Here is a 12,574-nt window from a genome sequence, read left to right on the forward strand (position 1 = left end):
ACGGACCACTGTGGCAGGCCGTCCCGAACGAGCGTGATCCTTACCCTGAACGCCGCATGGCGGAAGGGTCCGCCCAGGTCAAAGGCGTCTCCCCGGGCGGATCCGGGCGCCGCGGGGCGCACCGCGGCTCACCCCTCCACGTCGTCCGGGTCGGCGGTGTGCACCGACACCACCCCCTCCAGCCCGGCGAGCGCCGCGGTGAGGCCGGACACCTCGCCCCGCCCGACCAGGGTCAGCACCAGCCCGATGAGGGCGCCGCCGTCGTCGCCGCGCCGGGTGCGCACGTCGTGCACGTCGAACCCGCGCGCGGTCGCCTCGGCCAGGATCCCGCGCAGCGCCCCGTGCCGGTCCCGGTACTCGATCTCGAACACCGTGGTGTCCGGCGCCGACCGGGTGAGGCGCCGGGTCAGGACGGGGTAGCCGTAGGCGACCAGGAAGTGCACGGCGGTCACCGCGGCGGCCAGCAGCCACAGCCCCGCCCCGGCGGCGGTGCCCACGGCCGCGACCACCCACACGGTGGCGGCCGTGGTCAGGCCGCGCACCACGTCCCGGCGGACGAAGATCAGCCCCGCGCCGATGAAGCCCACGCCCGACACGATCTGCGCCGCCAGCCGGGAGGGGTCCAGCGCGACGTCGTCCCGGTCCAGTACGTCGCCGAAGCCCCACTTGCTCACCAGCATGAACAGGGCCGCGCCGATGCCCACCAGGGTGTGCGTGCGCAGCCCGGCGCTCTTGTTGCGCAACTGGCGTTCGAGGCCGATGAGGGAGCACAGCACCAGCGCCGTGAGCAGGGCGAGGAGCTGCTCCCAGCCTTGGTCGGACACGTCGAGCATGGGGGTGCACTACCCGCACAGGGGCGAGCACCACCCCAGCGCGCCCCCAAACACGGGTCAGGCGCGCACCCCGCGGGGCGCGCGCCCGACCGTGTTCTGGAGGCGTCCCGCCTCAGCGGCAGCGCCGCAGCCCGTCGTGCTTGGACAGGTTGAGCGCGGTGGTCACCATCGGCACGTGGCTGAAGGCCTGCGGGAAGTTGCCGACCTGCCGCCCGGCCTTGGGATCCCACTCCTCGGCCAGCAGGCCCACATCGTTGCGGAGCGAGAGCAGCCGCTCGAACAGCTCCCGTGCGTCGGCCTCGCGCCCGATGCGCAGCAGCGCGTTGGCCATCCAGAAGCTGCACGCCAGGAACGCGCCCTCGTCCCCGGGGAGCTTGTCGGCGGTTCCGGCGCGGTCGGTGCGGTAGCGCATGACGAACCCGTCGACCATCAGGTCGTCGCGGACGGCCTCGATGGTGCCGATCACGCGCGGATCGTCGTAGGGCAGGAATCCCAGCTCGGGGATGAGCAGGAGCGCGGCGTCCAGCTCCTTGCTGCCGTAGTACTGGGTGAAGGTGTTGCGGTCGGCGTCGAAGCCGTACTCGCACACCTCGGCGTGGATGGTGTCGCGCAGGGCCCGCCAGCGCTCGATGGGCCCCTCCATGCCGAACTCCTCGACCGTGCGCACGGCGCGGTCGGCGGCGACCCAGGCCATCACCTTGGAGTGCACGAAGTGCTGGCGCGGACCGCGCACCTCCCACAGACCCTCGTCGGGCTCCTGCCAGCACCACTCCAGGAAGTTCACCAGGGAGCGCTGCATGCCCCACACGTGCTCCTCGCGCGGCAGCCCGGAGCGGCGGGCCAGGTGCAGCACGTCCATGACCTCGCCGTAGACGTCGAGCTGGTACTGGTGCACGGCGGCGTTGCCGATGCGCACCGGGCGCGAGCCCTCGTAGCCGGGCAGCCAGTCGGCCTCCCACTCGGCCAGCCGCCGCTCGCCGCGGATGCCGTACATGATCTGCATCTGCTGGGGCTCGCCGGCCACGGCGCGCACCAGCCACTCGCGCCAGGCCTCTGCCTCGTCGGTGTAGCCGCTGCGGATCAGCGCCTCAAGGGTGATGGTGGCGTCCCGCAGCCAGCAGTAGCGGTAGTCCCAGTTGCGGATCCCGCCGATCTCCTCGGGCAGGGAGGTGGTGGGCGCGGCGACGATGCCGCCGGTGGGGGCGAAGGTGAGCGCCTTGAGCGTGATCAGCGAGCGCACCACCGCCTCGCGGTAGATCCCGTCGTAGCTGCACCGGCCCACCCAGCCGCGCCAGAAGCGCTCGGTGCGCGAGAGCGACTTCTCGGCGTCGAGGTGCTCGGACTCCTCCACGTGGGAGGGGTGCCAGGTCATCACGAACGGGACCCGCTGCCCGGCGGTGACGGTGAACTCGGCGTCGTGGGCGAAGTTGTGCCCGTCCAGGGGGACGGCGGTGCTGATCCACACCGAGTCCGGCCCGGCGACGGCGGCCAGCTCCGAGCCGCTGCGGCGCACCCACGGCACCACGTTCCCGTAGTCGAAGCGCAGCCGCAGCGCGGTGGACATGCGCACGGTGCCGCTGACCCCCTCGACGATGCGCACCAGGTGGGGGGCGCCGCCGCGCGGCGGCATGAAGTCGATGACCCGGACCGTGCCCTCGCCGGTCTCCCACTCGGTCTCCAGGACGAGCGTCTCGGGCCGGTAGCGGCGGCGGGTGGCGGTGGAAGGGCCGCCGGCGGGCCCGATCCGCCAGTTGCCGTTCTGCTCGTCGCCGAGGAGTGCGCTGAAGCAGGCGGGGGAGTCGAAGTGCGGGAGGCAGAGCCAGTCCACGGAGCCGTCGCGCCCCACCAGTGCGGCCGTCTGCATGTCGCCGATCAGCGCATAGTCCTCGATCCAGCCGGACACGCGGCTCACCCCCTGGTGTGTAATGAAGATCACATCCTGCGCGGACGTACCGTATCCGACTCCGAAGGGGGTCGGGGGCGCTTGACCGGAGCCTCGGTCACCTCTGCCCTCCGCCGGGTCCGCGGCGGACGGGGCCACCTCCCCCTCGGTGCCGGGGGACGGGTCTTCACCGGTGTTCCTGCAACGCTACTGCGCCAGGCCCCCCGTGCCCCGGTCCCGCGCGGGGCGTGGGCCGGGGGGTCGGCACGGGGACGGGACCGATGATCCGCGCCGTCACCGTCCGTCCGGGACAGCGTACCGGCGCCGAAGCGCCCCCGGGAGCTTTCATTCGCAATGGGATCCGGGGCATTGGCGTTCGGGCACTTGCATGCGCGGGATGCACACCTGGGCCAGCGGGCCGATGGCCAGGGCGAAGAGGAGCGTGCCCGGCCCCACGGTCCCGCCGAGCAGGGCGCCGGCGGCGACGACGGCCACCTCGATCCCGGTGCGCGCCGCGCGCAGGGACAGGCCGCGCTCGGCGAGCCCGGTCATCAGGCCGTCGCGCGGCCCGGGGCCCAGCCGGGCGCCGATGTAGCAACCGGTGGCCGCCCCTGTGACCGCGGTGCCGACGGCCAGGTAGGCGATGCGCAGCGGCAGCGTGTGCGGGTCGGGCAGCCACAGCAGGGTCAGGTCGACCGAGAGCCCTACGAGCACCACGTTGCTCACCGTGCCCAGGCCCGGGCGCTGGCGCAGCGGGATCCACAGCAGCATCAGCAGCGCGCCCACGATGATGCTCCAGGTGCCCACGCTCAGGCCGGTGCGCAGGGCCAGGCCCTGGTGGAGCACGTCCCAGGGCGTGGCCCCCAGGTCGGCCGCGAGCAGCAGGGCGCCGCCGACGCCGTACAGGTGCAGGCCGACCAGGAGCCGGACCAGCCGTTGCGGCCGGGGCGGCGGGACCAGGGCGGCGAGCAGGGCGGCGGGCGGGCGCGGGGAGTGGAGAGAACGGGGCATGTGCGTAATATTGGCCCCATGCATTACGCGAGTAACAGTGCCAATTCACGAAAGTGGACCGGCCATGGCCGGTGAGCGGCGGATCAACGGGCGGCTATTGGCCCGACTGGTCGGTGACGGGGCCCAGGGGCGGCCCTACTACCTGGCGGTGGGACGGGCCATCGGCGGCCTCATCCTGGACGGCCGGGTGCCCACCCACACCCGGCTGCCGGCCGAGCGCGACCTGGCCGCCGCGCTGGGGGTCAGCCGCAACACCGTCACCGCCGCCTACTCCTGGCTGCGCGACAACGGCTACCTGGACAGCCGGCAGGGCGCCGGCAGCTGGACGGTGCTGCCCGAGTCCGGCGGCAGCGGGGGCGCCCCCTTCGTCCCCCAGGCCGAGCACATCGACCTGGGCGTGGCCGCCTCGCCCGCGGTCGACGGCCTCCAGGACGCCGCCCGCCAGGCCGTGGAGCAGCTCTCCGCGCACGTGGGCAAGCTCGGCTACACCCCGCGCGGCCTGCCCGAGCTGCGGCACGCCATCGCCCGGCGGTACGTCGAGCGGGGCCTGCCCACCACGCCCGACCAGATCTTCGTCACCAACGGGGCCCAGCACGGCGTCGCGCTGCTGACCGACCTGCTGGTGGAGCCGGGCGACACGATGCTGGTGGAGTCGCCCACCTACCCGCACGCCCTGGAGTGCGCCCGGCGCGCCGAGGCCCGCATCCGCACGCTCGCGGTGACCTCCGACGGCTGGGACATGGAGTCGGCCGCCGACGCCTTCCGCCAGTGGCGCCCCAAGGCCGCCTACCTCATCCCGGACTTCCAGAACCCCACCGGCGCCCTGATGGACGACGACGAGCGCGCGGTGATGGTGCGCGAGGCCAAGCGCGCGGGGAGCTCGATCATCGTCGACGAGACCGTGGCCGAACTCGCCATCGACTCCGGGGACCAGCCCGCACCCATGGCCGCCTACGACACCGACGGCAGGGTGTTCACCGTGGGATCGGTCTCCAAGCTGCTGTGGGGCGGGTTGCGCGTGGGGTGGGTGCGCACCACGCCGCCGATGGTGGAGCGCCTCATGGCGGCGCGCCAGCGCGTGGACATCAGCAGCCCGCTCATCGACCAGCTCATCGTCACCCGGCTGCTGGCCGACGTCACCCGCATCCGGGCCGAGCGCAGCACCGGGCTCCGCCGCGGCCGCGACGCTCTGGTGTCCCTCCTGCGCGAACGCCTGCCGGGGTGGAGGTTCACCACGCCCAGTGGAGGACTGGTGCTGTGGGTCACCCTGCCCCAGCCCATCGCGGGCGCGCTGTGCGAGGCCGCGCTCCGGCACGGGGTCCACCCGGCGGCGGGTCCGGTCTTCGGCACGGAGGGGACGCTGGAGCGCTATGTGCGGCTGGCCTACACCCAGCCCCCCGAGGTGCTGGAGGAGGTGGTCGACCGGCTCTTCGAGGCCTACGGCGAGGCCATGGCGCGCCCGGCCCCGGTGCACGGGGAGCTGTACCTGTGACCGCTCGTCCGTGATCCGCGCGTGAACCGTGCCCGAGGCGCCCGAGGCGCCCGAGGCGCCCGACGGGTTCGGCCCTCCCGCCTCGCCCGCCCCGTCGGCGTCACAGGATCATCCGCGGTCTTGCCCTTGTTCGCCTAACCGTGTTCGGATATGCGGGCGGGGGTGACGTGCATCACGTTCGAGAGGCGGGAGGGCGGCTGTGGACGTAGAGCAGACCCTGCGCGAGCGCGCGGAGGTGGAGGCCGAGATCAAGGGCCGGACCCTGGTGGACTGGCTGCGGCACACGGCGGAGGAGGAGGGCGAGGCTCCCGCCCTCTCCGACCGCGTCGGCGACGGCTGGAGGACCCTCACCTGGGCGCAGTACCGCAATGCGGCCCTGGAGGCCGCGGCGGCCTTCATCGGGGCCGGGATCGGGCCGGGCGAGGTGGTGGCCCTCATGCTGCCCAACCGGTCCGAGCACCTCATCGCGGACATGGGCGCCGTGCACGCCGGCGCGGTGCCCTTCACCGTGTACGCGACCTTCGCCCCCGAACAGGTCGCCTTCGTGGCCCAGGACTGCGGCGTGCGCATGGCGGTCCTGGAGGGCGCGCAGGAGCTGGAGCGGTGGCGAACGGCCCTGGACCGCCTGGAGAGCCTGCACACGGTCGTGCTGCTGGACCCGGACGCGGTTCCGGACGCCCCCGGGGACGGCCGCAGGTACGTCTCCTGGGCCGACTTCACCGCCGAGGGCGCGCGCCTGCACGCGGCCGAGCCCGGCCGGGTCGAAGAGCGCGCCGCGGCCCTGACCCCCGGCGACAACGCGACCCTGCTGTACACCTCGGGCACCACCGGCAACCCCAAGGGCGTGTTCGAGACGCACCACCAGGTCCTGTTCCAGTGCGTCATCACCCTGAGGGCCAACGCCACACCGCACCGGGCGGTCAGCATCTCCTACCTGCCCATGGCCCACATCGCCGAGCGCGTGCTGAGCGCCTACCTGCCCATCAGGGTGGCCGGGCACCTGTACTTCTGCCCGGAGCTCCCGCGCCTGGGCGAGTACCTGGCACTGGTCCGGCCGCACGGGCTGTTCGGGGTGCCCCGGGTGTGGGAGAAGCTCCAGTCCGGCCTCACCGCCGCCCTGGCGGCCGCCCCCGAGGACCGGCGCAAGGCGGTCGAGGAGGCCTCGGGGATCGCCCGCGCCTACATGGAGCAGGGACAGTACGGGCGCGAGCGCGAGCCCGGACTGGCCGAGCGGTTCGCCGAGGCCGACGCCCAGGTGCTCGCGCCCATCCGCGCGCTGATCGGGCTGGACCGCGTCGTCTACTGCGTCACCGCCGCCGCCCCCATGCCCGAGGAGACCGTGCGCTTCTTCAGCGGCCTGGGGGTGCTCATCCGGGACGTGTACGGGATGACCGAGAACTGCGGGGCCGTGACCGTCAACCGGCCGGACCGGTACCGGTTCGGGAGCGTGGGCGTGCCCTCCGACGGCATGGAGGTGCGCACGGCCGAGGACGGAGAGATCCTCGTGCGCGGCCCCGTCAACGCGTCGGGCTACCACAACCGGCCCGAGGAGAGCGCCGCGCTCGTCGACGGCGACGGGTGGCTGCACACCGGCGACGTGGGCAGCATCGACCAGGACGGCTTCGTCTACGTGGTGGACCGCAAGAAGGAACTGTTCATCACCTCGGGAGGGGAGAACATCGCCCCGGCCTCCATCGAGAGCCGCCTCAAGGAGCACCCCCTGGTCGGCCAGGCGCTGGCCTACGGCGACCGGCGCCCCTACCCGGTCGCGCTGCTCACGCTCGACCCCGAGGTCGCCCCCGGCTGGGCGGCGGCCCGCGGGATCGAAGGCGCGGACCCGGCCGTCCTGGCCCGGGACCCGCGCATCCTGGAGGAGGTCGGCCGGGCCGTCGAGGCGGCCAACGAGGGCCTGGCCCAGGTGCAGAAGGTCAAGCGCTGGCGGCTGCTCGCCGACGAGTGGAGCGTGGAGAGCGAGGAGCTGACGCCCTCGCTCAAGCTCAAGCGGCGCGTCATCCACCGCAAGTTCGCCGACGCCATCGACGGGCTCTACGGCGACTGAGTCCCGCCCCGCGAGCGGGGCCGTCGACACCGCCCCCGCGCTGCGCCGACGGTCCCCTCCGGTGCAGCGCGGGGGTCGGGCTCACGCCTGTGGGGCGAAGCGCGCGGCGAAGCGCGCGACCTCCTCCAGGGCCGTCTCCCGGTCGGTCTCGTTGAAGACCTCGTGCTGGGCGCCGGGCAGGATGCGCGCCGTGACGTCGTCCCCGGCCAGGGTGAGGATCCCCTCCGCCGTGCCGTCGACCGGGACGATGCGGTCGTCCGCCCCGTGGATCCACAGCAGCGGCAGCGTGCCGATGCTCCCGTCCGCCGCGGCCCTCTTGAGCTCGGTGGCGATCGCCTCCAGCGTGGGCCGCTTGAAGGGGCCGTGCCAGACCAGCTCGTCGGCGGCGTAGGCCTCGCCCACCGCCGGGTCCCGCGACAGCGCCGCCGGGTCGATCGGCACGTCCGGGATCTCCTCGTGGGCCAGCAGCGCGGGCACGAAGTCGCAGCGGCCCAGCAGCGGCCCCGACAGCGCCAGCGCGGTGAGCTCCCCGGGGTGGGCCTGGGCGTACCGCGCGGCGATCAGCCCGCCCATCGAGTGGCCCACCATCACCAGCGGCAGGCGCGCGTAGGCGCTGCGGGCCTGGGTGACGAGCCGGTGCACGTCCTCCACCGCGCCCGCGAAGTCCTCGATGAGCACGCGCTCGCCCTCCGAGCGCCCGTGCCCGCGGTGGTCGAGCCCGTAGACCGCGGCGCCCCGGGCGCACAGGTACTCGGCCACGTGCTCGTAGCGGCCGATGTGCTCGCCGTAGCCGTGCACCAGGACCGCCAGCCAGGCGGGTTCGGCGCCGCCGGCCGCCCAGGCCCGCGCGTGCAGCCGCTGCGCCCCTCCAGGCCCGCCGGGCAGGCCCCACTCACGCGATACGACCATCGAGGCTCCTTCCGTTGTCGTCCCCCGAAGGTAGCGTGCGGCGTGCGGGTGGACACGGGGGCGGGTGGTGCCGCCGCTCCGGGCCGCGCGGAGGTGCCCGCCGGTCCGGGGCGGGCGTGGTGCACTCGTGGGAGGGCGCCCGAGGGCGGCTGTGGCATCGGCCGAATCTCGGGCGCGGGGGAGAGGAGGTTTTGTGCCGGGAGACGGAAAACCGACCGAAACCCGGCCGGAAAACGTCCCGAAGTGGACGGAGTTGCGCAAGAACGGCCCGTCCGGCACCACGGGACGAACCACGCGTCTTTTAGGGTGGCGTGTGTCGGGAAGCACCAAGGTGATGCGGTCCCGGCCCCCACAGTGCCGCACACCGCCGCGGGCGGTCACCCGACCGGTCCCCGCGACGAACATGGGAGGTGACGCCCGTGCTGGCTGATTCCTACGGGAGAGTGGCCACCGACCTGAGGGTCTCCCTCACCGACCGGTGCAATCTTCGCTGCACGTACTGCATGCCTCCGGAGGGGCTCGAATGGCTGCCCAAACCGGAGCTGCTCACCGACGACGAACTCCACCGCCTGATCCGTATCGGTGTCACGATGCTGGGGATCACGGAAGTCCGTTTCACCGGGGGCGAGCCGCTCCTGCGGCGCGGGCTCCCCGGCATCATCGCCGCCGCCACGTCCCTGGAGCCCCGGCCCACGACCGCGCTGACCACCAACGGCATCGGCCTGGCCCGGACGGCCCCGGCCCTGGCCGAGGCGGGCCTGGACCGGGTCAACGTCTCCCTGGACACCCTCCGGCCGGACGTCTTCGAACAACTGGCCCGGCGCCGCCGCCTGCCCGACGTGCTGGACGGGCTCGAGGCCGCGGCCGAGGCCGGGCTGACGCCGGTCAAGGTCAACGCCGTCCTCATGCGCGGAGTCAACGACGACGAGGCGCCCGACCTGCTCGCCTACTGCCTGGAGCGCGGCTATGAGCTGCGGTTCATCGAGCAGATGCCGCTGGACGCCCAGCACGGCTGGCGGCGCGACACCATGATCACCGCCGACGAGATCCTCGGCCTGCTCGGCACCCGCTACGACCTGGCGCCCGACGAGGCGGAGGAGCGCGGCAGCGCCCCGGCGGAGCGGTTCACGGTCGACGGCGGCCCGGCCACCGTCGGCGTCATCGGCTCGGTCACCCGGCCCTTCTGCGGTGCCTGCGACCGGGTCCGGCTCACCGCCGACGGCCAGATCCGCAACTGCCTGTTCGCCCGAGAGGAGTCCGACCTGCGCCCGCTGCTGCGCGACGGCGGCACCGACGCCGAGATCGCCGAGCGCTGGCGCGCGGCGGTCGCCCGCAAGATGCCCGGCCACGGCATCGACGACACAGGCTTCCTCCAGCCCGCGCGCCCCATGTCGGCGATCGGGGGCTGAGCCCGGGGCGGACCGGTCCCGGGGGCGGGCGCGCACGGAAATCCCGTTGCCGCGGCGGGCCCGCCCCTGGTCTGATCTCCAGGCGTCCGGGCCCCGCGGGGCCCGGACGGACCGACCCGCCCGACAGGAGGAGGATGAGGAGCCGTGCCCTACACGGAGGCGCCCGGTGCGCGCGTGCCCATTCGGATGTGGACCGATCCGGAGCGCGTCGAACCGGCCGCCATGGACCAGCTCCGCAACGTCACCCGCATGCCCTGGGTGCACGGACTGGCGGTGATGCCCGACGTGCACTACGGCAAGGGGGCCACCGTCGGCTCGGTGATCGCGATGCGCGACGCCGTCTCCCCGGCGGCCGTGGGCGTGGACATCGGCTGCGGGATGACCGCGGTCAAGACCTCGCTCACGGCCGAGGAGCTGCCCGACGACCTGCGCCGGCTGCGCTCGGACCTGGAGGCGGCCGTCCCGGTCGGCTTCGCGATGCACCGGGCTCCGGTGGACGTGCGGCGCGTGCACGGCCTCGCCTCCGCTGGCTGGGTCCGGCTCTGGGACCGCTTCGACGACCTCACCCCGGCCGTGCACTCCCGCCGGAGCCGCGCCGAGCGCCAGATGGGCACTCTGGGCGGCGGCAACCACTTCCTGGAGGTCTGCCTCGACGACGCGGGCTCCGTGTGGGCCGTGCTGCACTCCGGCTCGCGCAACATCGGCAAGGAGCTGGCCGAGCACCACATCGGGAAGGCCCGCCGGCTCCCGCACAACCAGGACCTGCCCGACCGCGACCTGGCGGTGTTCGTCTCGGGAACCCCGGAGATGGACGCCTACCGCCGCGACCTGTTCTGGGCGCAGGAGTACGCGCGCCGCAACCGCGACGTCATGATGGGCCTGGCCTGCGACGTGCTGCGCCGGTCCTTCCCCGGCGTGCGGTTCGAGCCGTGGATCTCCTGCCACCACAACTACGTCGCCGAGGAGCGCTACGACGGCGTCGACGTCCTGGTCACCCGCAAGGGCGCGATCCGCGCCGCCGCCGGCGACCTCGGCATCATCCCGGGCAGCATGGCCACCGGCACCTACATCGTGCGCGGGCTGGGCAACGAGTCCTCGTTCAACTCCGCCTCGCACGGGGCGGGGCGGAGGATGAGCCGTAACAAGGCCCGCAAGACCTTCAGCGAGGCCGACCTGGCCGAGCAGACCCGCGGCGTCGAGTGCCGCAAGGACACCGGCGTCGTGGACGAGATCCCCGGCGCCTACAAGGACATCGAGGAAGTGGTCTCGGCCCAGACCGACCTCGTCGAGGTCGTGGCGCACCTGCGGCAGGTGGTGTGCGTCAAGGGCTGAGCAGGCGGTAAGGGCTGAGCAGGCGGCCCGGCGGCCGCGAGACCGAGGGGAGGGGCCGTGGAGCGGCTCGAGGGCTGTGACAGCGTCATCCTGGCCGGCGGCCGCGCGCGCCGCATGGGCGGCGCCGACAAGCCCGGCCTGGAGGCCGGGGGAGCCACCCTGCTGGAGCGGGTGGCCGCGGCGGCCCCCGGGCGCGTGGTGGTCGTGGGGCCGCCCCGGGAGCGGCCCCGGGCCGAGTACGTGCGCGAGGACCCGCCCGGGGCCGGCCCGGTGCCCGCGCTGCGCGCAGGCGCGGCGCGGGTCGCGGAGCCCTGGACGGCCGTCCTGGCCGGGGACCTGCCGTTCCTGCGCCCCGAGGACGTCTCGGCGCTGCGGGCGGCGGCCCGGGGGCGGCACGGGGCCGTCATGGTCGACGCCGACGGCCGCGAGCAGTGGCTGCTGGGCGTCTGGCGCACCGAGAGGCTGCGCGCGGCCCTGGAGGCCTACCCGGGGGCGTCCCTGCGGGGCCTGTTCTCCTCCCCGGGCGACGTCCGGGCGTTCGACTTCGCCCGGGTGCCGCTCGGGGAGGGCGCCGAGCTGGCCGCCTTCGACTGCGACACCCCCGAGGAACTGGACCGCGCCCGGGAGCTGCTGCGGCGCCGGTCGCCCTGACCGCCGGGACGCGGCCCGCACCGGGACGGGCCGACAGGACAGGGGTGCCAGGACGGGGGGTCAGCCCTCGAACTCCTCGAAGGGCACCGTCTCGCGCAGGAAGCCGCGCACGTCGAGGAATTCGGCCAGGTACGCACGGTGCTCGCCGCAGGCGAGCCAGGTCTTGCGGCGGTCCGGGGTGTGCACCTTGGGGTTGTTCCACACCAGCACCCACTGCGCCGGTTCGCGGCACGCCCTCCGCGAGCAGACGGGCGGTTCGGCGGCTGCGGGGTCGCTCGGGCTCAACGGCGGTGCTTCCTGGTCGCTTCGGCGGCCCGGCCGGTCGGACGCCGCGGTGCGGCGCCGGCCGGGGAGAGAAAAAGGCGACGCCGGGTGGCTACGGGGGCAAACCACCCGACGTCGCGCGCGGTGTTCCGACGGGGGCTCGAAACACCGGCCCAGCGCTCCGACGGGGGACCGAAGCGCTGTCCCCCAATGTACACCGCCGCTCCCGGGGGTACGTCAAGACTCAGTTACGACGTGATCTCGGGAGAGTCCCGCGGACCTGCTGTTTCTCCAACTAATGGCGAATTATCCGGAACGGGACCAATGGTGGAGGGGCGGAACCCGTAAAGGGTCGGGAAAGCGGCGGCGAAGACGGGATTGCCCGTTCGGCCCCCCGGGAAGGGAGCCGGGGAATGTGCGATGGAACACACTCGCCGGGTCCCGAGGGGACGCGGCGGAGGCGGGAGGAAGGCCATGAGCGAGCACACCTACCGGGTCACCGAGATCGTCGGCACCTCGCACGAAGGCGTCGACCAGGCCATACGCAACGGCATCGAGCGGGCCGGGCAGACCCTGCGCGGCCTGGACTGGTTCGAGGTCACCCAGGTGCGCGGCCACCTGGAGGACGGACGCATCGCCCACTACCAGGTGGGGCTCAAGCTGGGCTTCCGCCTGGAGGGGAACCAGGAGTGAACGGGGCGCGGGGAGCGGATGCGACCGCTCCCCGCGCGG

Annotated in this window: 11 protein-coding genes; 6 read left to right on the forward strand and 5 right to left on the reverse strand. The window is 73.8% G+C overall.

Translation table 11 applies throughout. The features are described 5' to 3' along the window. Positions 1 to 128: 128 nt before the first annotated feature. The 3 genes from C892_RS0122100 to yczE all read right to left on the reverse strand — a co-directional run bounded on the left by C892_RS0122100 (position 129) and on the right by yczE (position 3,726). A complete protein-coding gene (locus C892_RS0122100; RefSeq protein WP_017541704.1) occupies positions 129 to 833 on the reverse strand; it encodes an MgtC/SapB family protein in 705 nt (234 codons plus the stop codon). A 112-nt stretch (positions 834 to 945) separates the two neighbouring features. Further along, on the reverse strand, positions 946 to 2,736 hold the full coding sequence (locus C892_RS0122105; RefSeq protein WP_017541705.1) for a glycoside hydrolase family 15 protein: 1,791 nt from the start codon (positions 2,734 to 2,736) through the stop codon (positions 946 to 948). 324 nt (positions 2,737 to 3,060) lie between these two features. After that, on the reverse strand, positions 3,061 to 3,726 hold the full coding sequence (gene yczE / locus C892_RS0122110; RefSeq protein ID WP_017558963.1) for a membrane protein YczE: 666 nt from the start codon (positions 3,724 to 3,726) through the stop codon (positions 3,061 to 3,063). A 64-nt stretch (positions 3,727 to 3,790) separates the two neighbouring features. Between yczE and yczR the strand changes: the two genes are divergently transcribed. Both yczR and C892_RS0122120 read left to right on the forward strand, forming a co-directional pair. Then, a complete protein-coding gene (yczR, locus tag C892_RS0122115) occupies positions 3,791 to 5,218 on the forward strand; it encodes a MocR-like transcription factor YczR (protein WP_017558964.1) in 1,428 nt (475 codons plus the stop codon). A gap of 199 nt (positions 5,219 to 5,417) precedes the next feature. Next, entirely contained in the window at positions 5,418 to 7,277 is a 1,860-nt protein-coding gene (locus tag C892_RS0122120) for an AMP-dependent synthetase/ligase (RefSeq protein ID WP_017558965.1), read from the forward strand. Between the two features lie 81 nt (positions 7,278 to 7,358). Here the strand turns inward: C892_RS0122120 and C892_RS0122125 are convergent, their stop codons facing one another. Continuing rightward, positions 7,359 to 8,186 carry an alpha/beta hydrolase gene (locus C892_RS0122125; RefSeq protein WP_017541709.1) on the reverse strand — a complete coding sequence of 276 codons (828 nt, stop codon included), beginning with the start codon at positions 8,184 to 8,186 and terminating at the stop codon, positions 7,359 to 7,361. A gap of 419 nt (positions 8,187 to 8,605) precedes the next feature. On the opposite strand from C892_RS0122125, the gene moaA reads away from it, so the two are divergent. From moaA to mobA, 3 genes are all read left to right on the forward strand, one after another. Continuing rightward, entirely contained in the window at positions 8,606 to 9,595 is a 990-nt protein-coding gene (moaA, locus tag C892_RS0122130) for a GTP 3',8-cyclase MoaA (protein ID WP_026124555.1), read from the forward strand. Positions 9,596 to 9,739: 144 nt separating this feature from the next. Then, complete coding sequence (locus C892_RS0122135) at positions 9,740 to 10,927, forward strand: RtcB family protein (RefSeq protein WP_017558967.1); 1,188 nt, start codon at positions 9,740 to 9,742, stop codon at positions 10,925 to 10,927. A 57-nt stretch (positions 10,928 to 10,984) separates the two neighbouring features. Beyond that, a complete protein-coding gene (mobA, locus tag C892_RS0122140) occupies positions 10,985 to 11,578 on the forward strand; it encodes a molybdenum cofactor guanylyltransferase (protein WP_017558968.1) in 594 nt (197 codons plus the stop codon). Positions 11,579 to 11,638: 60 nt separating this feature from the next. Here the strand turns inward: mobA and C892_RS31910 are convergent, their stop codons facing one another. Further along, a complete protein-coding gene (locus C892_RS31910; protein ID WP_152513448.1) occupies positions 11,639 to 11,863 on the reverse strand; it encodes a hypothetical protein in 225 nt (74 codons plus the stop codon). 453 nt (positions 11,864 to 12,316) lie between these two features. On the opposite strand from C892_RS31910, the gene C892_RS0122150 reads away from it, so the two are divergent. Continuing rightward, positions 12,317 to 12,535: a dodecin gene (locus C892_RS0122150; RefSeq protein ID WP_017558969.1), complete on the forward strand. Its 219-nt coding sequence runs from the start codon at positions 12,317 to 12,319 to the stop codon at positions 12,533 to 12,535. Positions 12,536 to 12,574 lie beyond the last annotated feature (39 nt).

Origin of the sequence: Nocardiopsis baichengensis YIM 90130, assembly GCF_000341205.1 — a bacterium.
Classification (GTDB): domain Bacteria; phylum Actinomycetota; class Actinomycetes; order Streptosporangiales; family Streptosporangiaceae; genus Nocardiopsis_A; species Nocardiopsis_A halophila.

What these genes read in the sequence shown, in the direction of transcription:
- yczR (WP_017558964.1), top strand. Translation starts at nt 3,791, where the DNA reads ATGGCCGGTGAGCGGCGGATCAACGGGCGGCTATTGGCCCGACTGGTC.
- C892_RS0122150 (WP_017558969.1), top strand. Translation starts at nt 12,317, where the DNA reads ATGAGCGAGCACACCTACCGGGTCACCGAGATCGTCGGCACCTCGCAC.
- C892_RS0122100 (WP_017541704.1), bottom strand. Translation starts at nt 833, where the DNA reads ATGCTCGACGTGTCCGACCAAGGCTGGGAGCAGCTCCTCGCCCTGCTC.
- C892_RS0122125 (WP_017541709.1), bottom strand. Translation starts at nt 8,186, where the DNA reads ATGGTCGTATCGCGTGAGTGGGGCCTGCCCGGCGGGCCTGGAGGGGCG.
- yczE (WP_017558963.1), bottom strand. Translation starts at nt 3,726, where the DNA reads ATGCCCCGTTCTCTCCACTCCCCGCGCCCGCCCGCCGCCCTGCTCGCC.